The organism is Rhizobium tropici CIAT 899 (assembly GCF_000330885.1).
Classification (GTDB): Bacteria; Pseudomonadota; Alphaproteobacteria; order Rhizobiales; family Rhizobiaceae; genus Rhizobium; species Rhizobium tropici.
Genome location: NC_020059.1, coordinates 3,423,709 through 3,443,632, shown reverse-complemented (window position 1 = coordinate 3,443,632; position 19,924 = coordinate 3,423,709). Strand labels below are relative to the sequence as shown.

Annotated in this window: 22 protein-coding genes; 12 read left to right on the top strand and 10 right to left on the bottom strand. The window is 61.1% G+C overall.

The window, feature by feature from the left end; translation table 11 throughout:
• Positions 1-65: 65 nt before the first annotated feature.
• Positions 66-548, bottom strand: coding sequence for a MarR family winged helix-turn-helix transcriptional regulator (locus tag RTCIAT899_RS16870; protein ID WP_015341442.1), 483 nt, complete (start codon positions 546-548; stop codon positions 66-68).
• Between the two features lie 159 nt (positions 549-707).
• Here RTCIAT899_RS16870 and RTCIAT899_RS16865 point away from each other — a divergent pair, with 159 nt between their 5' ends.
• Together RTCIAT899_RS16865 and RTCIAT899_RS16860 are read left to right on the top strand one after the other, a co-directional pair.
• Entirely contained in the window at positions 708-1,349 is a 642-nt protein-coding gene (locus RTCIAT899_RS16865) for a LysE family translocator (protein WP_015341441.1), read from the top strand.
• A gap of 99 nt (positions 1,350-1,448) precedes the next feature.
• On the top strand, positions 1,449-3,512 hold the full coding sequence (locus RTCIAT899_RS16860; RefSeq protein ID WP_015341440.1) for a M3 family metallopeptidase: 2,064 nt from the start codon (positions 1,449-1,451) through the stop codon (positions 3,510-3,512).
• Between the two features lie 74 nt (positions 3,513-3,586).
• On the opposite strand, the gene RTCIAT899_RS16855 is transcribed toward RTCIAT899_RS16860, so the two are convergent.
• The gene (locus tag RTCIAT899_RS16855; RefSeq protein ID WP_041677700.1) at positions 3,587-4,051 is read right to left on the bottom strand and encodes a MarR family winged helix-turn-helix transcriptional regulator; all 465 of its coding nucleotides are present in this window, start codon (positions 4,049-4,051) and stop codon (positions 3,587-3,589) included.
• A gap of 91 nt (positions 4,052-4,142) precedes the next feature.
• On the opposite strand from RTCIAT899_RS16855, the gene RTCIAT899_RS16850 reads away from it, so the two are divergent.
• The 4 genes from RTCIAT899_RS16850 to ppa all read left to right on the top strand — a co-directional run bounded on the left by RTCIAT899_RS16850 (position 4,143) and on the right by ppa (position 8,286).
• A complete protein-coding gene (locus tag RTCIAT899_RS16850) occupies positions 4,143-4,826 on the top strand; it encodes a glutathione S-transferase family protein (RefSeq protein WP_015341438.1) in 684 nt (227 codons plus the stop codon).
• A 234-nt stretch (positions 4,827-5,060) separates the two neighbouring features.
• A complete protein-coding gene (typA, locus tag RTCIAT899_RS16845) occupies positions 5,061-6,878 on the top strand; it encodes a translational GTPase TypA (protein ID WP_015341437.1) in 1,818 nt (605 codons plus the stop codon).
• Between the two features lie 200 nt (positions 6,879-7,078).
• Entirely contained in the window at positions 7,079-7,585 is a 507-nt protein-coding gene (locus tag RTCIAT899_RS16840; RefSeq protein WP_015341436.1) for a GNAT family N-acetyltransferase, read from the top strand.
• Positions 7,586-7,749: 164 nt separating this feature from the next.
• Complete coding sequence (ppa, locus tag RTCIAT899_RS16835) at positions 7,750-8,286, top strand: inorganic diphosphatase (RefSeq protein ID WP_015341435.1); 537 nt, start codon at positions 7,750-7,752, stop codon at positions 8,284-8,286.
• Here ppa and RTCIAT899_RS16830 read toward each other — a convergent pair whose 3' ends face one another.
• Both RTCIAT899_RS16830 and RTCIAT899_RS16825 read right to left on the bottom strand, forming a co-directional pair.
• Entirely contained in the window at positions 8,287-8,601 is a 315-nt protein-coding gene (locus RTCIAT899_RS16830; RefSeq protein WP_015341434.1) for a DUF167 domain-containing protein, read from the bottom strand.
• On the bottom strand, positions 8,598-8,921 hold the full coding sequence (locus tag RTCIAT899_RS16825) for a YggT family protein (protein ID WP_085999183.1): 324 nt from the start codon (positions 8,919-8,921) through the stop codon (positions 8,598-8,600). The genes RTCIAT899_RS16830 and RTCIAT899_RS16825 overlap by 4 nt, the downstream gene beginning before the upstream one ends.
• A 106-nt stretch (positions 8,922-9,027) precedes the next feature.
• Between RTCIAT899_RS16825 and RTCIAT899_RS16820 the strand changes: the two genes are divergently transcribed.
• Positions 9,028-10,284, top strand: coding sequence for an MFS transporter (locus tag RTCIAT899_RS16820; protein WP_015341432.1), 1,257 nt, complete (start codon positions 9,028-9,030; stop codon positions 10,282-10,284).
• 10 nt (positions 10,285-10,294) lie between these two features.
• On the top strand, positions 10,295-10,924 hold the full coding sequence (locus RTCIAT899_RS16815) for a poly-gamma-glutamate hydrolase family protein (RefSeq protein WP_015341431.1): 630 nt from the start codon (positions 10,295-10,297) through the stop codon (positions 10,922-10,924).
• 98 nt (positions 10,925-11,022) lie between these two features.
• Here RTCIAT899_RS16815 and RTCIAT899_RS16810 read toward each other — a convergent pair whose 3' ends face one another.
• The 6 genes from RTCIAT899_RS16810 to hemC all read right to left on the bottom strand — a co-directional run bounded on the left by RTCIAT899_RS16810 (position 11,023) and on the right by hemC (position 16,999).
• A complete protein-coding gene (locus RTCIAT899_RS16810) occupies positions 11,023-11,748 on the bottom strand; it encodes a glutamine amidotransferase (protein ID WP_015341430.1) in 726 nt (241 codons plus the stop codon).
• On the bottom strand, positions 11,741-12,226 hold the full coding sequence (locus RTCIAT899_RS16805; RefSeq protein WP_015341429.1) for a tellurite resistance TerB family protein: 486 nt from the start codon (positions 12,224-12,226) through the stop codon (positions 11,741-11,743). Before RTCIAT899_RS16805 ends, RTCIAT899_RS16810 begins: the two co-directional genes overlap by 8 nt.
• Before the next feature lie 110 nt (positions 12,227-12,336).
• Positions 12,337-13,944: a heme biosynthesis protein HemY gene (locus RTCIAT899_RS16800; protein ID WP_015341428.1), complete on the bottom strand. Its 1,608-nt coding sequence runs from the start codon at positions 13,942-13,944 to the stop codon at positions 12,337-12,339.
• A gap of 15 nt (positions 13,945-13,959) precedes the next feature.
• Complete coding sequence (locus RTCIAT899_RS16795) at positions 13,960-15,255, bottom strand: COG4223 family protein (RefSeq protein ID WP_015341427.1); 1,296 nt, start codon at positions 15,253-15,255, stop codon at positions 13,960-13,962.
• Between the two features lie 79 nt (positions 15,256-15,334).
• Complete coding sequence (locus RTCIAT899_RS16790) at positions 15,335-16,063, bottom strand: uroporphyrinogen-III synthase (RefSeq protein ID WP_015341426.1); 729 nt, start codon at positions 16,061-16,063, stop codon at positions 15,335-15,337.
• 6 nt (positions 16,064-16,069) lie between these two features.
• Entirely contained in the window at positions 16,070-16,999 is a 930-nt protein-coding gene (gene hemC, locus RTCIAT899_RS16785) for a hydroxymethylbilane synthase (protein WP_015341425.1), read from the bottom strand.
• An 84-nt stretch (positions 17,000-17,083) separates the two neighbouring features.
• On the opposite strand from hemC, the gene tsaD reads away from it, so the two are divergent.
• From tsaD to RTCIAT899_RS16765, 4 genes are read left to right on the top strand one after another with little or no spacing between them, the layout of a single operon-like run.
• Positions 17,084-18,181, top strand: a complete 1,098-nt coding sequence (gene tsaD, locus RTCIAT899_RS16780; protein ID WP_015341424.1) for a tRNA (adenosine(37)-N6)-threonylcarbamoyltransferase complex transferase subunit TsaD — start codon at positions 17,084-17,086, stop codon at positions 18,179-18,181.
• On the top strand, positions 18,178-19,167 hold the full coding sequence (locus RTCIAT899_RS16775) for an NAD(P)H-dependent glycerol-3-phosphate dehydrogenase (RefSeq protein WP_015341423.1): 990 nt from the start codon (positions 18,178-18,180) through the stop codon (positions 19,165-19,167). The genes tsaD and RTCIAT899_RS16775 overlap by 4 nt, the downstream gene beginning before the upstream one ends.
• Before the next feature lie 25 nt (positions 19,168-19,192).
• Positions 19,193-19,486, top strand: coding sequence for a YciI-like protein (locus RTCIAT899_RS16770; protein WP_015341422.1), 294 nt, complete (start codon positions 19,193-19,195; stop codon positions 19,484-19,486).
• A gap of 3 nt (positions 19,487-19,489) precedes the next feature.
• Entirely contained in the window at positions 19,490-19,921 is a 432-nt protein-coding gene (locus tag RTCIAT899_RS16765; protein WP_015341421.1) for an EVE domain-containing protein, read from the top strand.
• The last annotated feature ends 3 nt before the right edge of the window (positions 19,922-19,924 follow it).

The window sequence follows — 19,924 nt, the reverse complement described above, 5'->3', positions numbered from 1 at the left end:
ATGCTGAAAGGCCCGCTTCCGGTCGCCGGAGGCGGGCTTTCTTATGTGGAAAGTGGTGGCCGGAGTTAATCGACCGGCCTCAATTCACGTTCGACTTCGGCAGGTGCTTCGGCCTTCTGCAGATTGCCGCGGAAGGCGCAGAGTGCGTCATGCAGCTGAACTTGAAGGTCATTGTCGAAGCCTTGCGTCGCGTTACGCTCGACTTCGCAGATTTCCCTGTCGATCTGCTTCAGCTTGGCGTCGGCGGATTCCGAAAGCACGATCCGCTTGGCGCGACGATCGAGCGGGTCAGGTTGGCGTTCGATCAAGCCGCGCGCCTGCAGCTTGTCCAGAAAGGCGCTGACCGTCATCGGCTCCAGCCCCATCCGGGAGGCGATGTCAAGCTGGCGACTGCCGTTGATGGCAGCCACCTGCATCAGCGTCCGCGCTTCGCCCGCCGTCAGTCCGAGCCCGGCGACAAGAATACGTCGCTCGAAGGCCGCCCTGATCAGTCGGGCGCAGTCGGTCACAAGAAAGGCAAGTGAATCCGTATTAATCCTGCTGCTCATAAGCGCTTCCCTACCTACGCTCTTTAATTTTTAGGCCCCACAACGTTCTTATTGACTTCGTCCTGTGAACACAACGACTTCTGTCCGAAAACGCGCTGCTGCTTGACCGGGTTCAGCAGATTGCTACTCTCGCGCGATTAACAGCGGGAACCATCCATCATGACGCAATCGCTTGTTGTTGGCGCTTTTCTGGCCGCGCTTTTCTATGTGCTCATTCCCGGTCCTGCATTCCTGGCGCTGCTCGGCATCGGTGCAGGACAGGGGCGCAAGGCGGGTGCATTTTTCGTCAGCGGCCATCTGTTTGGTGATCTCGTCTGGTCCACGTTTGCATTGGTCGCCATCGTCGGTGCAAAGACCATCGGCACCTTCGTCTTCGATCTGCTGGGATTGCTATGCGGTTTCTACCTTGCCTGGATCGGCTGGAGCGCCGTGACCGCCAAGCCGAAGGACGACGGCAAATCGCTCGTCAACGTCGAGCGGCCCTTCCGCCGTGGACTGATTTTCGGCGTCACCAATCCGAAGGGATATCCCGTTGCACTGGCGACCTTCACGGCGCTTGTTGCGGGCTCTGCCGGCGCGCTGACCTTCAGTGCCCTGCCGCTGCTGCTGACCGTTTCCTTTGCGGGTTTCATAACGGCCGACATTATTCTTATCAGCATCATCGGAGCAGGCGCTGTTCGGCGCTTTTATCGCGCGCATGAGCGGTTGATCGTGCGCTGCTCCGGCGTCCTCTTCATGGGCTTTGCGGCGCAGGCGCTCTGGCATGCCACGCCCGGTCTGCTCGGCTGGCGCAAAGCCTGACCGTCCTCGTTCAATTTGTTCGCTCCCCCGCCATACCAATTCGGCGGGAGCAGCCTTATATCGTGCTTCGATCAGATGTCTGTCGAAAGGATGCCCCGCATGTCTTCCCAAACCGCCGTCAATCCTGCGCTCACCGAATGGACCGGACATCAGGGGCTGCCGCGTTTCGATGCGGTGAAGGATACGGATTTTGCACCCGCCTTCGATGCGGCGCTTGCATCGCATGAAGCCGAGATCGATGCGATTGCTGGCAATCGCGAGGAACCCACCTTTGCCAATACGGTGACGGCGCTGGAGATCGCCGGCGATGAACTCTCGCGCATTTCGGCGCTGTTCTGGAACAAGGCCGGCGCTCATACCAACGAGACCATCCAGGCGCTGGAGCGCGAGATCGCACCAAAGATGGCGCGGCATTATTCGAAGATCGGCACCAATGCGGCACTCTTTGCCCGCCTCGATGCGCTTTGGGAGGGCCGCGACGCCCTTGGGCTGACGCTCGAGGAAACCCGCGTGCTGGAACGGCACTGGAAGGGCTTCGTCAAGTCGGGCGCCAAGCTGCCGAAGGCGGAGCAGGAGCGGCTTTCTGCCATCAACGAGAAGCTTGCCGGCCTCGGGGCGCAATTCGGACAGAACGTATTGGCGGATGAAAAGAGCTGGGCGCTGCTCTTGTCGGAGGAGGCCGATCTTGCCGGCCTTCCCGACTATCTGCGCGAGGCGATGGCGGCGGCTGCGCGCGAACGCGGCGAGGAGGGCAAATATGCCGTCACCCTGTCGCGCTCGATCATCGAACCGTTCCTCACCTCTTCCGAGCGCCGTGATCTGCGCGAGCAGGCCTTCAACGCCTGGGTGGCGCGTGGCGCCAATGGTGGCAAAACCGACAATCGTGAGATCATTCGCGAGACTCTGGCACTGAGAGCAGAGAAGGCGAAGCTGCTTGGCTATGCCAATTTCGCCGAACTCAAGCTTGATAATACCATGGCGAAGACGCCTGATGCGGTGAACGATCTCCTGATGACCGTGTGGGGCAAGGCGGCAGCACGCGCGGCAGAGGAAGAAAGGGATATTGCGGCACTGATCGCCGAGGAGGGCCGCAACCACGAGGTCATGCCCTGGGACTGGCGGCACTATGCCGAGAAGATCCGGACGCGGAAGTTCGATTTCTCCGAAACCGAATTGAAGCCCTATCTGCAGCTCGAAAAGATCATCGCTGCCTGCTTCGAGGTCGCCGGCCGCCTGTTTGGCATCAAAGCCATCGAGCGGAAGGGCATTCCTGCCTATCATCCCGATGTGCGCGTCTTCGAGATCCGCGACCGTTCCGACAAGCTCGTCGCTTTGTTTCTCGGCGATTACTTCGCCCGCAGCTCCAAGCGTTCCGGCGCCTGGATGAGCTCGTTCCAGTCGCAGCACAAGCTGCCGCTGAAGAACGGCAAGATCGGCGAGCTGCCGATCATCTACAACGTCTGCAACTTCGCCAAGCCGGCAGAAGGCCGCCCGGCGCTGCTCTCACTCGACGATGCCCGCACACTGTTCCACGAATTTGGCCATGCGCTGCACGGCATGCTGTCCAACGTCACCTATCCCTCGGTTTCGGGCACCGGCGTTTCCCGCGATTTCGTCGAACTGCCGTCGCAGCTTTACGAGCACTGGCTGACGGTTCCTGCCATCCTCAAGGAATATGCCGTGCATTATGAGACCGGCGCTCCGATCCCGCAGGCGCTGCTTGACAAGGTTCTAGCGGCGCGCACCTTCAATGCCGGCTTCAATACGGTCGAATTCACCTCCTCGGCTCTGGTCGACATGGCCTTCCATACCCGCGGCGCGGTTGAGGATCCGATGGCCGTGCAGGCGGAGGTGCTGGCCGAGATCGGCATGCCGAAATCCATCGTCATGCGCCATGCGACGCCGCACTTCCAGCATGTCTTCTCAGGCGACGGCTATTCGGCCGGCTACTATTCCTACATGTGGTCGGAAGTCCTCGATGCCGATGCCTTCGCCGCCTTCGAGGAAACCGGCGATGCCTTCAATCCGGATATGGCCGGAAAATTGAAGGCCAACATCTATTCCGTTGGCGGCTCGATCGATCCGGAAGATGCTTATAAGGCTTTCCGCGGCAAGCTGCCGAGCCCGGATGCGATGCTGAAGAAGAAGGGGCTGGCGGCCTGATCTTGCGTCGGTACGCAGCAAAAGTCAGTCGCCAAAAGTAAGCTTTGGCGGCTGAGCTGATCTTTGCTTGGCAATCAGGATTTCCGCGAAAGCAAAGCCAACAGCTCAGCCAGTTGGCCTGCCTGTGCATCGTCCAGCTTATCGCCCACATGGCATTGAAGTGCCGAGGCATAGACTGCCCACATGCGGATGCGCATCGCACTTCCTGCCTCGGTGATAACGACCCAGCGGCCTCGGCCGTCCTCGGAAAATATTTCACGATGAACAAGACCGGCTTTTTCCATCCGGTCGAGCAGGCGCGACAGATTATGCTGGGCGAGGAGCGTGCGCTCCTCGATCTCATAGGGCCGCAACTTCCCTTCTGTGGCCTGCGTCAGCTCCCATAGTACGTCGTACCAACCGAGTGGCGGCAGGCCAGCTGCCTTCAAATCCTGCTCGATCGCCGCGAGGACGATTTGTTGCGTGCGCATGAGGCGCACCCATGCTCGCGTGATGGCGGCGGAGGGCTTTGAAGCGGCGGCATCTGAACAATCGGACATGGATGCAATTACATCTATGTTGACCGAGCTTGCAAGTCTGGATATAGATGCAATTACATCTATCTTAAACGAAGACCCAGGAGATTTGATCATGTCCGACGCAAAACTGGTGCTTGTCAGCCATTACCTTTGCCCCTACGTCCAGCGAGCCGCCATCACGCTTGCTGAAAAGGCCGTGCCATTTGAGGTCCGCTATGTCGATCTATCGGCAAAGCCCGACTGGTTTCTTGCGATTTCTCCGCTTGGCAAAGTGCCTCTCCTGATCGTGCGGCAGGACGATGGAGTGGAAACGGTTTTGTTCGAGAGCGCCGTGATCTGCGAATATCTCGAGGAAACCCAATCCGGTGCTCGGCTCCACCCGGCCGATCCGCTGGCGCGCGCCCGCCATCGCGGCTGGATGGAGTTCGGTTCTTCCATCCTTTCGGACTTGTGGGGATTCGAGACCGCCAAGGACGAAGGAACCTATGGGGCCAAGCGCAAAGCGCTGATCGAAAAATTTACTCGGGTCGAGGCGGAATTGAGAAACGGTCCCTTTTTTGCCGGAGAGGCGTTCAGCCTGGTCGATGCAGTTTTTGCGCCGATCTTCCGTTACTTCGATGTGTTCGACACCATCACATCGACGGGCGTTTTCGACGGGCTCCCGCGTGTCAAGGCATGGCGCACGGAGTTGGCGTCGCGGCAAAGCGTGCGAGACGCGGTGACGCACGACTATCCGGAGCGCCTCAAAGCTTTCCTGGTCAATCATGACGCGTTCTTACTGAAGCATGCTGCTTGACGGAGCTTACGCAAATTCCGATTGAGGCGATCATGTGCATCTGAATTGGCGACGCGCCAGAAGAGAGCTCGGCTGTCCAGGCATGAAAGACCGAGGCGTGAGGCACGAAAAGCCGGCATTCAGCTCCTTTCTTGCCTCCCCCCTTTCGCATTCGCGAAAAAAAGGGTATGAGCGCGCCAAATGCAATTGGCGTGTTTACCAAACACTGCGCCCCAGCCTCAGAGATTAAGACATATGGCACTTCGCAACATCGCGATCATCGCGCACGTTGACCATGGGAAAACCACCCTCGTCGACGAGCTCCTGAAGCAGTCCGGCTCGTTCCGCGAGAACCAGCGCGTTGCCGAACGCGTCATGGATTCCAACGATCTGGAAAAGGAGCGCGGCATCACCATTCTCGCCAAGGCGACCTCGGTCGTCTGGAAGGATACGCGCATCAACATCGTCGACACCCCCGGCCACGCCGACTTCGGCGGTGAAGTCGAGCGTATTCTCTCGATGGTGGATGGCGCGATCGTTCTCGTCGACGCTGCCGAAGGCCCGATGCCGCAGACCAAGTTCGTCGTCGGCAAGGCGCTGAAGGTCGGCCTGCGCCCGATCGTTGCGATCAACAAGATCGACCGTCCGGACGCTCGGCACGAAGAAGTCATCAACGAAGTGTTCGACCTCTTCGCCAATCTCGACGCCACCGACGAGCAGCTCGACTTCCCGATCCTCTACGGTTCCGGCCGTAACGGCTGGATGAACTATTCGCCTGAGGGTCCGAAGGACGAAGGTCTCGGCCCGCTTCTCGATCTCGTCGTCAAGCACGTTCCGGAGCCGACCGTCGGCGAAGGCCCGTTCCGCATGATCGGCACGATCCTGGAAGCAAACCCCTTCCTCGGCCGCATCATCACCGGCCGTATCCATTCCGGTTCGATCAAGCCGAACCAGGCCGTCAAGGTTCTCGGTGCCGACGGCAACCTCATCGAAACCGGCCGTATCTCGAAGATCCTCGCCTTCCGCGGCATCGAGCGTCAGCCGATCGAAGAAGCGCAGGCAGGCGACATCGTCGCCATCGCCGGCCTTTCCAAGGGCACTGTCGCCGATACCTTCTGCGACCCGCAGGTCTCCGAGCCGCTGATCGCGCAGCCGATCGACCCGCCGACCGTCACCATGTCCTTCATCGTCAACGACAGCCCCTATGCAGGCACCGAAGGCGACAAGGTCACCTCGCGCGTCATCCGCGACCGCCTCTTCAAGGAAGCCGAAGGCAACGTCGCGCTGAAGATCGAAGAAGCGGAAGGCAAGGATTCGTTCTACGTCTCCGGTCGCGGCGAATTGCAGCTCGCAGTTCTGATCGAAACCATGCGCCGCGAAGGCTTCGAGCTTGCCGTGTCGCGTCCGCGCGTCGTCATGCACAAGGATGAGAGCGGTCAGCTTCTCGAGCCGATCGAAGAAGTCGTCATCGACGTCGATGAAGAGCATTCCGGCATCGTCGTGCAGAAGATGTCCGAGCGTAAGGCTGAAATGGTCGAGCTGCGTCCTTCGGGCGGCAACCGCGTCCGTCTGGTCTTCTGGGCGCCGACCCGCGGCCTCATCGGCTATCAGTCGGAACTTCTGACCGATACGCGCGGCACGGCCGTCATGAACCGTCTGTTCCATGACTACCAGCCTTACAAGGGCGAAATCGGCGGCCGGGTGAACGGCGTGCTGCTCGCCAACGAAGCCGGCGAAGCCGTGGCTTACGCCCTGTTCAACCTCGAAGACCGCGGCCCGATGATCATCGACGCCGGCGAGAAGGTCTATGCCGGCATGATCATCGGCATCCACTCGCGCGACAACGATCTCGAAGTCAACGTGCTGAAGGGCAAGAAGCTCACCAACATCCGCGCCGCAGGCAAGGATGAAGCCGTGAAGCTGACCCCGCCGATCCGCATGACGCTCGACCGTGCGCTTTCCTGGATTCAGGACGACGAGCTGGTGGAAGTGACGCCGAAGTCGATCCGCCTCCGCAAGATGTATCTCGATCCGAACGAGCGCAAGCGCTACGAGAAGGCCCGTCTGGCCTGATCATCCTAACCGAGCGATGCATTCGACCCCGGCCTTCGTGCCGGGGTTTTTAATTGCATGTTCGGTTTTTGAGCCCTTGTCCAAAAGGTTAAAAAGTCGTTAATTTTTGTTAATGATCCACGGATAAAGCCTGTGGGCAAGTCCGCCATCTTTATGAATGAGGATGGTTAATTCGCGTTGGTAAGATCAGAGTAGACGTTATGAAGACGTTGTCGATTGATGTTCGGCGGGCAGAACCCGATGATGCCCGAGCCATTTCGGAGGTGCACCGCCAATCCTGGCAGTACACCTATGCCGGCATCATTCCGCATCGTGCTCTCGGCCAGATGATCGAGCGTCGCGGCGAAGCCTGGTGGCGCAAGGCGACCAGTGGTCCGGCAACGCTGCTGGTTCTGGATGTCGCCGGCGAGATCGCAGGCTATGCTACGCTCGGCCTCAACCGCGCCCGCGCGCTGCCGCAGGAGGGCGAGATTTACGAACTCTATCTGCGCCCGCAATATCAGGGCCTCGGCCTCGGGCGCATGCTGTTCGGCGAGGCGCGTCGGCTGTTGAAGTCGCTCGGCTGCAAGGGGCTGGTCGTCTGGTGCCTCGAGGAAAACGAGAACGCCTACCGCTTCTATCGCGGGCAGGGCGGTGCGGATTTCTGCGAGGGCATCGAAACCTTCGATCACAGGCAGCTGCGCAAGATCGGCTTCGTCTGGCCCTGAGCGGCGCTGTGGCGCTCTAAATCTGCTGTATGATTTTATCCCTAAATCGATTTCCGATTTCAGGAATCATGCAGTAAATCCGCCTGTTTCCCGATGCGTTGTTGCGTTGCGGGATGAATCCTATTATTTGGCTGGCGGCAACCATCCTTATCTAGGGGACAAGCATGCGTATCGACGCGATTTCCATTGGCAAGAACCCGCCCGAAGACGTCAACGTCATCGTTGAAGTGCCGGTCGGCGGTCATCCGATCAAGTACGAAATGGACAAGGAGGCCGGCACGCTGGTCGTCGACCGTTTCCTCTACACGCCGATGACCTATCCGGGCAATTACGGCTTTGTCCCGCACACGCTCTCCGAAGACGGCGACCCGATCGACGTTCTGATCGCCAGCACCCGTCCGCTGGTCCCGGGCTGCGTCATCAATGTTCGTCCGATCGGCGTGCTGAAGATGGAAGACAATTCCGGCAAGGACGAGAAGATCATTGCCGTGCCCTCGCCGAAGCTGACGCTGCGCTACGAAAAGGTCAAGGAATATACCGACCTGCCGGAGATCACGCTGAAGCAGATCGAGCACTTCTTCGAGCACTACAAGGATCTCGAGCCCGGCAAGTGGGTGAAGATCTTTGGCTGGGGCGGTTCCAAGGAAGCCGGCGAACTGATCATCGAAGCCATCGCCCGCGCCAAGAAGGAAAAGGCCTGATCAGCCCTTCGTAATAAGGTTCAATTTCTCCATCAAATCCTCCGGCTCGCCCTCGATCCGGAGGATTTTTTTGCGCGCTGTGTCGCCGCTGATAATGCTAAGCGTGGATTTGGGAAGGCCGAGGCTCTTTGAAAGCAAGGCAATCAGGGCCTTATTGGCCTTGCCCTTTTCCGGCGCCACTGAAACGCGCGCCTTCAGATAGCATTCGCCGTCGCTTACGGTTTCGAGCCCATCGATCGCGTCACGCCCGCCATTGGGCGTGAGCCGTACGGAAAGCCTGACGTGATCCGGAAAGGCCTGCCAGGCCTTGTTCACCGCAGGAACATGGGGACGATCGAATTCCACATCAGCGAGCGGATGAAGAAGATGATCAAGAGCAGGATGACCGGCGAAATGTCGATGCCGCCGAGATCCGGCAGGATGCGGCGGATCGGCCGCAGGGCAGGTTCCGTGACCGCATAAAGGAAGTTGCCGACGGAGCTGACGAATTGATTGCTCGAATTGATGACGTTGAAAGCATAAAGCCAGGAAAAGATGGCGCTGGCGATCAATATCCAGGTATAAAGATTCAAAGCCAGATCAATGGTTTGAAATAAGGCGAGCATGTCCGTCTCCAATTCGCGGTTGACAGACATGTAGACATTGGCGACTAAACGGGCAAGTCCCATGCTCCGAAGCATGTTGAATCATGTTTAAAAGGCCGGCCTTTGCGCCAGCGGCCGCATCGGAAAGTCTCGTCCCATGTTGTTCGCCGTCAGCGGAGACCGGTTTGCCGCCTTCAGGCACGTTGCCTATACCTATTTCTTCTTCGCGCGGTTTTTGACGGCCTTTGCCACGCAGGTCGTCAGCGTCTCCGTCGGCTGGCAGATGTATGAGCACACCGGCCAGCCGCTCTATCTCGGTCTGATCGGCCTCGTGCAGTTCCTGCCGTCGCTGCTGCTCATCCTGGTGACGGGCACGGCTGCGGACCGTTACAACAGGCGCCTGATTTCCGCGATCTGCATTTTCGTCGGCACCCTTTGTGCGGCTGCCCTGCTGTTCCTGACCGTATCTGGCACTTTCGCGCCGCTGCCGGTATTTCTGATCCTCACCGTTTTCGGCATCGAGCGCGCTTTCATGACGCCGGCCATGCAATCGCTGGCGCCCAACCTGATCCCGCCCGAGGACCTGACGAACGCCATCACCTGGAACTCGATGTCATGGGATGCCGCCGCCATCCTTGGCCCCGTGGCCGGTGGCCTGCTTTACGGCGTCGGGGCCAATGTCGCCTATTCCGTGGCCGTGTTTTTCTTCGCGGCCGGTTCGGTGCTGACCTTCCTGATCCCCAAGCCGCAGCAGCGCACCGCGCATGAGCGGCGTAGCCTCAACGAGATGCTCGCCGGCTTCCGTTTCATCTGGTCGGAAAAAGTGGTGCTCGGCGCGGTCTCGCTCGATCTTTTCGCCGTGCTGCTCGGCGGCGCGGTCGCGCTGATGCCCATCTATGCGCGCGATATCCTGACGCTTGGGCCCTGGGGCCTCGGCATGCTGCGCGCTGCGCCAAGCTTCGGCGCAATCGCCATGGGCCTGTTTCTGGCGACTTATCCTATCCGGAATCGCGCCGGCATCTGCATGTTTGCCGGGGTTGCCATGTTCGGCGTGGGCACACTTGTCTTCGGCATCTCGCATACGCCGTGGTTGTCGATAGTGGCTCTCGCCGTCATGGGTGCCTCCGACTTGATCTCGGTCTATGTCCGAGAAACTCTGATTACGCTCTGGACGCCGGATCACGTGCGCGGCCGCGTCAATGCCGTCAACATGGTTTTCGTTGGCGCGTCGAATGAGCTTGGCGAGTTCCGCGCCGGCACCATGGCGCATTATTTCGGCGCGATCCCCGCCGTCGTCGTCGGAGGCTTGGGCACGCTGACGGTCGCCCTCCTCTGGGCCACCGGTTTCCCGCAGCTGCGCCGAATCGACAGTCTCAATGCACCGGATCGCAACGGCGAGCCGCAGGCGGTTTGAGGAGTGCGTAATGGCGAGGTTGCCGGATCGATACAATTCGTTTTCGGCGCTTCGCGAACGTGAGACCGAAGGCGTCGATTATCGCGTCCGCGCGGAGAGCCGATCATCACCCGTCGCTGTTATCGCTCCGCATGCCGGCTTCATCGAACCTGCCACATCCGAGATAGCGCTGGCGATCGCAAATGGGAGGTTCTCGCTTTACCGCTTCGAAGGGCTCGATCCTGCGCGGCTCCATCATGAGCTGCACGTCACTTCCGAAAATTTCGATGAGCCGATTGCAAACGATCTGGTTGCCAATTCAGCGATCGTCATCGCCGTTCATGGTCGAGCGGACCGGGAGGATCCGGAGTCAAGCTGGATCGGCGGGCTCGACACATCGCTGCGTAACCTGATCGTAGAGGCGCTTCGTCGCGATGGATTTGCTGCCGTTGCGAGAAAGAAGGGGGAGGCGCTCGCGGGAGCTTCAGCCGGCAATATCTGCAATCGCGGCCAGCGGCAGGTTGGGGTGCAGCTTGAGATTCCGAGAGGCGTCAGAGATGCCCTCACGGCCGATGCGGAGAAGCTCAAGCAATATGCGTCTGCCATCCGTGGGGCGATCGATGAATTCTACCGCGCGCTTTCGTCAGGCGAAGACCTTTAGAGCACTTTCGCTTTTCTTCGAATCGCGAAAACGCTCTATCTTTTTGTCTTTACGCAGTTCCGGACGCAAAACCGCTTCGCACTTTTGCTGGAACTGCTCTAGGCCGCCATCGCCTGCTTGCCTTCGAAGACGAGATTGAGGAATTCCGACAGCCAAGCCTTGAGCGCCGCGTCGAAGATCATGCGGCCTTCCAGATGCTCGCGGCCCTGCTGGGCGTTCGGCATGCCGAAGCGATGTTCGCCATGCACGACCCAACGCTGCATCATGGCGCGGGTGAGCTCGGCATGGAATTGCAGGCCCCAGGCGTTAGTGCCGTAGCGATAAGCCTGATTGGGGTAGGTCTCCGCCGTTGCCAGAAGATCGGCGCCGTGCGGCAGCTCGAAGCCTTCGCGATGGAAATGGTAGACCATCTGCGGCCAGCGCATCAGCAGGCGACCCTTTTCCGTCGGCTGCAACGGATACCAGCCGATCTCGGTCTTGCCGTCATCGCGCGCCTTCACCTTGGCGCCGAGATGGCGGGCGAGCAGCTGCGCGCCGAGGCAGATGCCAAGATAGGGGCGGTTTTCCTTAAGCGGCACCTTCAGCCAGTCGGTCTCGGCCTTGATGAAGTCGTCGGGGTCGTTGGCGCTCATCGGGCCACCGAAGACCACGGCGCCGGCATGAGCCTCCAGTGTCGAGGGCAGAGGGTCGCCGAGAACCGGCCGCCGGATATCGAGATCGAAGCCCTTTTCCAGAAGCATCTGGCCCACGCGTCCGGGGCTGGAGCGTTCCTGATGCAGGACGATCAATATCGGGCGGCCGGCGCTCTTCGGCGCTTCAATCATCATTGCCTGTCTCCACCCTGAAACCGGGCGCGCGTGCGGCAGCTTCCTGGCGTTTCATGATGCGCTCGCGATCGGAAATGCCCATGAGGTCGGCGATCCGCCAGATGGCATGATCTTCCATCTCGCTGCGCTCGCCGTCGGCATAGACGATATCCCAGAGGATGCCGAGCAGTTCGAGCCGCTGCGAGCTGTCGAGATGGCGCTTCAGGTCCGAGGTGAAGCGATAATAGTCGACGGCTTCGCTTTCCGCTTCCTCGCCGGCCGCGATCAGCTGATCGAGCTTGCGGCCATCAAGACCATACTGCTCCTTCAAGAGCTTGCGCAGCCGCTTCTTCTCGCTGTTCTCGATCTTGCCGTCCGCCTCCATCACCTGGATGCAGAGAGCTGCCACGGCGACACGCGGGTCGTCGGGTGCGAAACCGGATCGGGGATGGTCTTGTGTCAGGTTGTGAAGAAATTCCTGAAAGCGTTCGAACATGCGTCTCCATTCTCAAAACGGGCAGAGCAGGGTTCTTGGGGCACCATGCTCCATTTTTTTCTTCCGGAATTCCAGAGGCAAAGCCGCTGCGCGCTGTTGCCGGAATTGCTCTAGAACAACTTGAGCCGCGTCTTGGGTTCCGGTTCAAGTTTATGATCTTTGACGCCCGGATCATCAGGCGCGCCACCGAAGAAGGGCCGGGGCTCCGCATCCTGCGGCACCGGTTTGGGCGCTGCCTCGGACACGCTCGGCGCGGACTTTGCCACGGCGGGCTCCAATTCCATGACATAGGCATTGCTGGCAGGCGATGCAACTTTTGGTGAATTTGTCGCCTCCGCTGCGGTTGCGCCAGCCGCCTCGCGCACGGGCGGCAGCGATTTCAGCGCCGCATCGACAGAAACCGCGGAACCCTCTTCGACCGGACCTTCGATCTGGCCGAAGGGCGCCTTCCATTCGAAGGCGTCGAGGCGGCCGGTGACCGGCGACAGCGGCAGCCATTTTTCCGAGACGAAACCATCGGCGACCCAGGCCGGATCGCGGGGGGCGCGCAGTGCCTGCGCCATCCAGTGGCGGACGCGACCCTGATCGCCAGTTTCCGCTTCCTCGATATCGGCGAGAAGCAGGAAGGCGCCCTCGCGCGCATCGATCCGTGCGGCAGCTTCCGCCTTGGCGCGGGCCTTGCCGAAATCACCTGCGTCCATCGCCGCCTTTGCGGTCAACAGCAGGGCTTCGACATTGTTCGGGCGGATCGCCTCCAGCCGTTCGGCGCGCTTCAGGCGATCGAGAACTGAATCGCCGCTGCGGGCCCGCACATAGGCTTTGCCGATTTCGGGATGCGGCCGGGCTTTCCAGACCTGCTCGAGGATGGAGGCAGCCTTGCGCACCTTGTCTTCACGGAACAAGGCCTTGGCGGCGATCAGCGCTGCAGGAACGAAATCATCCACGAGCTTCAGTGCCGCCAGCGCATCGTCGCGTGCGCCGACGGGATCGCTTTCCAATTTCTCGTCGGCGCGCGCCGTCAGGAGCACGGCGCGTTGACGGTTGGCGGTTGCCTTATCGACGACATGGGCAACCTTCTGCTGGTCGAGCAGCTTGATGGCATCGTCCCAGCGGCCGGCCTGGCTGCGATATTCCAGCGTCGCCTGTGCCGCCCAGGGCAGGTAGGGCGCCTGGTCGGCCGCCTTCTCGGCATATTGCCGCGCCGCTTCATGCGCGCCCAGACGCTTGGCTTCGAGATAGAGGCCGCGCAGCCCGAGCTCGCGCGTTTCGGGATCGTTGGCCATCTGCTCGAACTTCTGACGGGCCTCGTCATGCTTGCCTTCGATCAAGGCGGCCTGAGCTTCGAGCAGGTTGATGAGCGGCTCCTGATCGGCGCGGATGAGGCCACGGGTGCGGGCCGCCATCTTGCGGGCGAGCAGTGCATTGCCGGCACCGGCGGCGATGAGGCCTGTTGAGAGCGCTTGATAGCCGCGGTCACGCTTGCGGGCGCGGAAATAGCGGGTGACGGAGTGCGGCGACGTCCAGATCAGCCGCACGAACCACCAGACGATCATCACGGCGGCCACGATTGCAATCAGGATCGCGGCGGCGACGATCAGCTTCGTCTGGTAAAGCTGGCCTTCCCAGACCAGCGAGAGATCGCCGGGACGATCCGCGAGCCAGGAAAAACCATAGCCGAGAGCCAGGACGAGAATGGCGAAGATAAGCAGTCTGATCATTGCTATACTCCGTCCTTAATTCTGTTTCCCGGTATTGGCGATCGCCTTCGACAAGGCGTCGCTTACCAGATCCTCGACGCGGATGCGGGCCTCCAGCGATTGCTTGAAGGCGGCCGATGCGGATTTCGCGGCATCGGGCAGGCTGTTCCACTCGGTCACGGCGCCCGGAAGGTCGCCATTCCTGACCTTGTCCTCGAAGCGGGCGGCGATGGCATCGATGCTGTCGCCAGGGACATTGCCGACGGGGCGGACCTGCACCAGCGACTTGGCGCCGGATACCAGGCGGCTGCTCCAGCTCTGGTTCGGATCGTCGGTCTGTGCCGTTGCGACGATTGCCGTTGCGGCACTCGAAACCTGGCGGATCAGGTCGGCCCGAGAGGGAACGCCGGTCTGGGCAAAATTCTTGAGGGCGGCGACAGCCGGATCGTCCGGCGCGACATTGGCGAAGGTGTCGAGCTCGGGCTGGAAGGGACCGCCGCGGTCGATTGCCGCCTTCAACGCCGCCGCCGCGATGGCGCGGGCCACAGCGCTCTCCTGGCTTGGTCCGCTCAGCTTCTTTTCGGCGTCATCAAGACGCTTGCTGACCTCGGCATCGGAGGTTGCCTGGCTCTGCGTCGCCTTGCTCAGATCCGATTTCAGCTGCTCGACCTCGCTGGTGAGCGAAACGATCTTCTGATCGGAAGCGGGGTTTGCGGTGCCACCCGAGCCATTTGTCCCCGAGCCATTCGTCAAAGCGCCGTTGGCAGCGCTCGTCTCAAGCGCTGCGACGCGGGCCGCCAGCGCTTCGTCCGGCTTTGCGGTTGGTGCGGCGGCGAGATTGGCGATGCTCTGCTTGAGACCGTCGATCTCGGCATTCAGCGTTGCGATCTGGGTAGAACTGTCTTTGCCTGCGCGACCAGCAGGCAGGAAGCCGGCATATTGCAAGGCGCCGGCACCGATGAGGGCGATCAAGCCGCCGACGATGCCGGCCGCGATCAGCCCCGAGGTTGAACCCTCGCGCGACTGCGAACGTTCGGTATGAGGCGCTTGTTCGGCATGGGAGGGTGAAGAATCGGCCTGTTGTGCTGATGCACCTTGCGGCTCTTGCGGTGCGGCGCCGAAGATCGACTCCTGAGCCTCCTCGCGAAGCGGCTCCTTCTCCGCATCCAGCGGCATTTCCACTTCACCAGCCGAGGAGCTGCCAAGCTCGCTATGGCTGCGCTCGGTCAAATCTTCGGGAGCTGCGTCCTGCGCAGTCTTTTCGGCTTCCAGGTCGATCGTGACCGGTTCGTCGTTGGGCTTCGAATGGTTAGGCGTTTTTCGCGATACCATGAGGTCCTCTTTTCATGCGCTGCAACGAAGTTAGACAGACAAGGCGATTATGAAAAGACCTTACATCAAAATTGCGGCCTTACGCCCGGATCAGAAGCGCCAGAAGTCGGTCTTCATTCGGCATGTCGGCGATATCGACATGGGATTGCAGCGTCTCCGGAACCGCGCCCGCGACGGCTTCGCTCAAACAAAGAAACCGCGTTTCCGCAAAAAGCTCCATGTAGTGGCCGACGAAAGAAAGGCTGAAAAAGCGCCTGGCGGTTTCGTGGGAATAAAGCAGCACGGCATCCGCGCGAGCGTCGGAAAAAAACCGGCGAAGAGTGACGTCGTCGGGGATGATATCCTGCATTCGGTAGCATTCGACGGTCAGGAAAGGCAGGTGCAGCTCCGCCAATCCGGCTTCGAAACCGGCCGCGCGCGGAAAGCCAGCGAGATAGAGGAGGGGCGCGGCATTCCTGCCGGCAGAATGGCGTGAAACCAGGGCGGCAAGCTCGGCGCCGGCGCCTTCGGAGACTGCGATATTGCTGAAGCCGAGCTCCGCCGCCTCTCTAGCCGTTGCCTTGCCCACCGCAAAGAGCGGTCGTCCGAGATGGGGCTCGATATCGGAGCCTAGCGCCGCCAGCACGCGGAACGCCTCGGCGCTGGTGACGGCGACGACGCCCTGCGTGGTCAGGAGCGCTCGTCTTGCCTCCTCGACATGATGGACGGGTTCGGCCAGCGGCAGCAGCAGGGGTTCATGCCCCATTTGCGTCAGCCGCCGCATGGTGCGTTCACCCGAATGCCGAGGGCGGGTGACGACGACGCGCATCCTTTGTCAGGTCCAGTCTTCGAAGAAGGTGCTGCCGGCCTCGGCGCGGATCGCCTGACCGGCATTGATCCCCAGCGCCTCGGCATCGCGCCGGTGGCCCTCGATGGTGGTCGTGTGCACTTGGCGGCCATCCGGAGTGAGGATCATGCCGAAGAAACGCAGATGATCGCCTTCGCAAATTGCGTAGCCGGCTATCGGCGTGCGACAGGACCCGTCGAGTGCCGCCAGGAAAGCGCGTTCGCAGGATACCGCGTCGAAAGTCGGCGCATCATTGACGGCGGCGAGCAGCTCGTTCATCTGCTGATCGTCGATCCGGCTTTCGATGGCGATTGCGCCTTGTGCGGGCGCGGGCGGAAATTCATCCGGGTCGAGAATATCGGTGATGACCTCGACCATGCCAAGCCGCTTCAGGCCTGCAAGCGCCAGCAAGGTGGCGTCGGCCTGCCCCTCTTCCAGCTTGCGCAGGCGGGTCTGAACCGAACCGCGGAAGGTAATGACGTTGATATCAGGGCGCAGGCGACGGATCAGCGCCTGGCGGCGCAGCGACGCCGATCCGACGGTAGCGCCATGCGGCAGCTCGATCAGTTTCGGCGCGGTGCGGCCGATGACGGAATCGCGAATGTCCTCGCGCGGCAGATAAGCTGTGAGCGCCAGGCCCTGGGGCAGCTTCGTTGCCATATCCTTGGCCGAATGCACGGCGAAGTCGAGTTCGCCTGAGGTCAGCTTCTCTTCCAGCTCTTCCGTGAACAGACCCTTGCCGCCGATTGCCGCGAGCGAGCGGTCGGTGATGCGGTCGCCCTTGGTGGTGAGAACGACGATTTCGAACATCTCCTCCGGAAGGCCATGGGCCGCCATCAGGCGGTCGCGCGCTTCTCGCGCCTGGGCGAGCGCCAGCGGGCTGCCGCGCGTGCCGATCCGGAAAGGTTTTGTTTGCATCCGCTTTGATCCGTTGTTACCGACAGTTCCCGTAACCATATTTCCGCTTTATCGCAATCGACCTGTAGGCAACGAACTTTCTCCATGACATCCGTTCTTCGTATTCTCGGCATCGAAACAAGCTGCGACGAAACCGCTGCAGCCATTGTCGAGCGCCGGGATGACGGCACGCCAACGGTTTGTTCCGATGTCGTCCTCAGCCAGCTGGACGAGCATAGCGCCTATGGCGGCGTCGTGCCGGAAATTGCTGCGCGGGCACACGTCGAGGCGCTGGATACGCTGATCGACGAGGCATTGAAACGCGCCAATGTGTCGCTCTCGGACGTCGATGCCATTGCCGCTACATCCGGACCGGGCCTTATCGGCGGGTTGCTCGTCGGCCTGATGACAGGCAAGGCAATTTCGCGTGCCACCGGCAAGCCATTATACGCCATCAACCATCTGGAAGGCCATGCCCTGACGGCGCGGCTGACGGACGGTCTTGCCTTCCCCTATCTCATGCTGCTCGTGTCCGGCGGCCACACCCAGCTGATCCTGGTGCGCGGCGTCGGCCAATATGAGCGCTGGGGGACGACCATCGACGATGCGCTTGGCGAAGCCTTCGACAAGACGGCCAAGCTTCTGGGACTTCCCTATCCCGGCGGCCCGGCTGTGGAGGCAGCCGCCAAAAACGGCAATCCGGACCGCTTCGATCTTCCACGCCCTCTGGTCGGCGAAACGCGCCTCGATTTTTCCTTTTCCGGCTTGAAGACGGCGGTACGACAGGCGGCGACGGCGATTGCGCCTGTCACCGAGCAGGATATCGCCGATATCTGCGCCTCCTTCCAGAAGGCGATCTCGCGCACGCTGAAGGACCGGATCGGCCGCGGCCTGCAGCGCTTCAAGACGGAGTTTCCGAAGACTGAGGAAAAGCCGTCGCTTGTCGTCGCAGGTGGCGTTGCCGCCAATCTCGAATTGCGTCGCACCTTGCAGGAACTTTGCGACGCCAACGGTTTCCGCTTCATCGCGCCGCCATTGAGATTGTGTACGGACAATGCCGTCATGATCGCCTGGGCGGGACTGGAGCGCATGGCGACGGGTGCAGCGCCTGACGATCTCGATGTGCAGCCGCGCTCGCGCTGGCCGCTGGATCAGAAGGCGGAAACCCTCCTGGGCCACGGCAAACGAGGAGCGAAGGCATGAGCGGCAACGAACGGATCGCAGTCATCGGCGCCGGTGCTTTCGGCACGGCGCTTGCCGCCGTCATTGCATTGACCGGTCGTGCCGATGTGGTGCTCGTCGGCCGCAACGCCGGGCTGATGACCGACCTTGCCGCCGACCGCATGCATGATGCCGTCCTGCACGGAATCGCACTGCCAGATTCGTTGCTGTTCTCAGCTGAACCGGATGCTGTTTCCGATGCCGGCATCGTTCTTTTTGCCATGCCCTCACAGGCGCAGGCCGATGCTGCTCGCCATTATGGTCCCTACCTTGCCAGGGATGCCGTCGTCGTCACCTGCGCCAAGGGTATCGACAAGGTTTCCGGCGATCTGCTGACCGATATGCTGGAGCGGGAATTGCCGCAGCATGCGATCGCCGTGCTCTCAGGCCCGGGCTTTGCCGCCGACATCGCCAAGGGACTGCCGACGGCCATGGCGATTGCCGCCGCCGATATGACTGTCGCCGAGAGGCTTGCACAGGCGATTTCCGGCCCGACGTTCCGCCTCTACGCCTCGGACGACCGCATCGGCGTGCAGCTCGGCGGCGCCTTGAAGAATGTTCTCGCGATTGCCTGCGGCATCGTCGAGGGCCGGGGTATCGGCGATTCCGCACGTGCGGCGCTGATCAGCCGTGGTCTTGCCGAGATGTCGCGCTTCGTCGCGGCCAAGGGGGGCAAGGCTGAAACCGTGCGCGGGCTCTCCGGCCTTGGCGACCTCGTGCTGACGGCGACCAGCCATCAATCCCGTAATCTCAGGTTCGGTATCGCGCTTGGGCAGGGAGAGACCGTTGATCCAACGCATGGCACGCTGGTCGAGGGCGCCTATGCCGCTTCCATCGCCGCGCGGCTCGCTCACAAACTCGGCGTCGACATGCCGATCACCGACGCGGTGTCCGCCATCATCGACGGCAAGCTCGACATAGCCACAGCCATCGGGCAATTGATGACGCGGCCGATCACTACGGAATAGTTTGGATATTAGAAGGAGACTAATCATGCTGTTTGCCTTTGTCTGCAAGGACAAGCCCGGTCACCTGAATGTTCGCATGGAGACGCGCCCGGCGCATCTGGAGCATCTGAACAAGCTCAATGCCGAAGGGACGTTGAAGATGGCCGGTCCGTTCCTGGATGCGGACGGCAAGCCGAACGGTAGTCTCGTTGTCGTCAAGGCCGAGAGCGCCGAGGCCGCCAAGGCGATTGCCGATGCCGATCCCTACACGAAGGCTGGCCTGTTCGAGAGCGTCGAGATCAAGCCGTTCAACTGGGTCTTCAACAATCCGGAGGCATGAGAGATGGCGCATTGGCTTTATAAATCCGAGCCGTCCTCCTGGTCCTGGCAGCAGCAGAAAGATGCCGGCGCAAAAGGCACCGAATGGACCGGCGTGCGCAACTATCTCGCCCGAAACAACATGCGGGCCATGCAGATCGGCGACAAGGGTTTCTTTTATCACTCCAATGACGGGCTGGAGGTCGTCGGCATCGTCGAGGTCTGCGCGCTGGCGCATCCGGATTCGACCGCCAAGGACGATCCGCGCTGGGAATGTGCCGACATCCGCGCCGTTCGCGACATGCCGAACCCGGTGACCCTCAAGGACATTAAGGCCAATCCGAAGCTTTCGCAGATGGCGCTCGTCACCTCCATGCGGCTTTCGGTGCAGCCGGTGACGGATGATGAATGGCTCGAAGTCTGCCGCATGGGCGGTCTGGACAATCCACCGGCATGATCC

What these genes read in the sequence shown, in the direction of transcription:
- ppa (WP_015341435.1), top strand. Translation starts at nt 7,750, where the DNA reads ATGCGTATCGACGCGATTTCCATTGGCAAGAACCCGCCCGAAGACGTC.
- RTCIAT899_RS16765 (WP_015341421.1), top strand. Translation starts at nt 19,490, where the DNA reads ATGGCGCATTGGCTTTATAAATCCGAGCCGTCCTCCTGGTCCTGGCAG.
- RTCIAT899_RS16810 (WP_015341430.1), bottom strand. Translation starts at nt 11,748, where the DNA reads ATGATTGAAGCGCCGAAGAGCGCCGGCCGCCCGATATTGATCGTCCTG.
- RTCIAT899_RS16825 (WP_085999183.1), bottom strand. Translation starts at nt 8,921, where the DNA reads ATGTCTGTCAACCGCGAATTGGAGACGGACATGCTCGCCTTATTTCAA.
- RTCIAT899_RS16775 (WP_015341423.1), top strand. Translation starts at nt 18,178, where the DNA reads ATGAGCGGCAACGAACGGATCGCAGTCATCGGCGCCGGTGCTTTCGGC.
- typA (WP_015341437.1), top strand. Translation starts at nt 5,061, where the DNA reads ATGGCACTTCGCAACATCGCGATCATCGCGCACGTTGACCATGGGAAA.
- RTCIAT899_RS16840 (WP_015341436.1), top strand. Translation starts at nt 7,079, where the DNA reads ATGAAGACGTTGTCGATTGATGTTCGGCGGGCAGAACCCGATGATGCC.
- RTCIAT899_RS16795 (WP_015341427.1), bottom strand. Translation starts at nt 15,255, where the DNA reads ATGGTATCGCGAAAAACGCCTAACCATTCGAAGCCCAACGACGAACCG.
- RTCIAT899_RS16855 (WP_041677700.1), bottom strand. Translation starts at nt 4,051, where the DNA reads ATGTCCGATTGTTCAGATGCCGCCGCTTCAAAGCCCTCCGCCGCCATC.
- RTCIAT899_RS16860 (WP_015341440.1), top strand. Translation starts at nt 1,449, where the DNA reads ATGTCTTCCCAAACCGCCGTCAATCCTGCGCTCACCGAATGGACCGGA.
- RTCIAT899_RS16770 (WP_015341422.1), top strand. Translation starts at nt 19,193, where the DNA reads ATGCTGTTTGCCTTTGTCTGCAAGGACAAGCCCGGTCACCTGAATGTT.
- RTCIAT899_RS16815 (WP_015341431.1), top strand. Translation starts at nt 10,295, where the DNA reads ATGGCGAGGTTGCCGGATCGATACAATTCGTTTTCGGCGCTTCGCGAA.
- RTCIAT899_RS16800 (WP_015341428.1), bottom strand. Translation starts at nt 13,944, where the DNA reads ATGATCAGACTGCTTATCTTCGCCATTCTCGTCCTGGCTCTCGGCTAT.
- RTCIAT899_RS16865 (WP_015341441.1), top strand. Translation starts at nt 708, where the DNA reads ATGACGCAATCGCTTGTTGTTGGCGCTTTTCTGGCCGCGCTTTTCTAT.
- hemC (WP_015341425.1), bottom strand. Translation starts at nt 16,999, where the DNA reads ATGCAAACAAAACCTTTCCGGATCGGCACGCGCGGCAGCCCGCTGGCG.
- RTCIAT899_RS16790 (WP_015341426.1), bottom strand. Translation starts at nt 16,063, where the DNA reads ATGCGCGTCGTCGTCACCCGCCCTCGGCATTCGGGTGAACGCACCATG.
- RTCIAT899_RS16870 (WP_015341442.1), bottom strand. Translation starts at nt 548, where the DNA reads ATGAGCAGCAGGATTAATACGGATTCACTTGCCTTTCTTGTGACCGAC.
- RTCIAT899_RS16820 (WP_015341432.1), top strand. Translation starts at nt 9,028, where the DNA reads ATGTTGTTCGCCGTCAGCGGAGACCGGTTTGCCGCCTTCAGGCACGTT.
- RTCIAT899_RS16850 (WP_015341438.1), top strand. Translation starts at nt 4,143, where the DNA reads ATGTCCGACGCAAAACTGGTGCTTGTCAGCCATTACCTTTGCCCCTAC.
- RTCIAT899_RS16805 (WP_015341429.1), bottom strand. Translation starts at nt 12,226, where the DNA reads ATGTTCGAACGCTTTCAGGAATTTCTTCACAACCTGACACAAGACCAT.
- tsaD (WP_015341424.1), top strand. Translation starts at nt 17,084, where the DNA reads ATGACATCCGTTCTTCGTATTCTCGGCATCGAAACAAGCTGCGACGAA.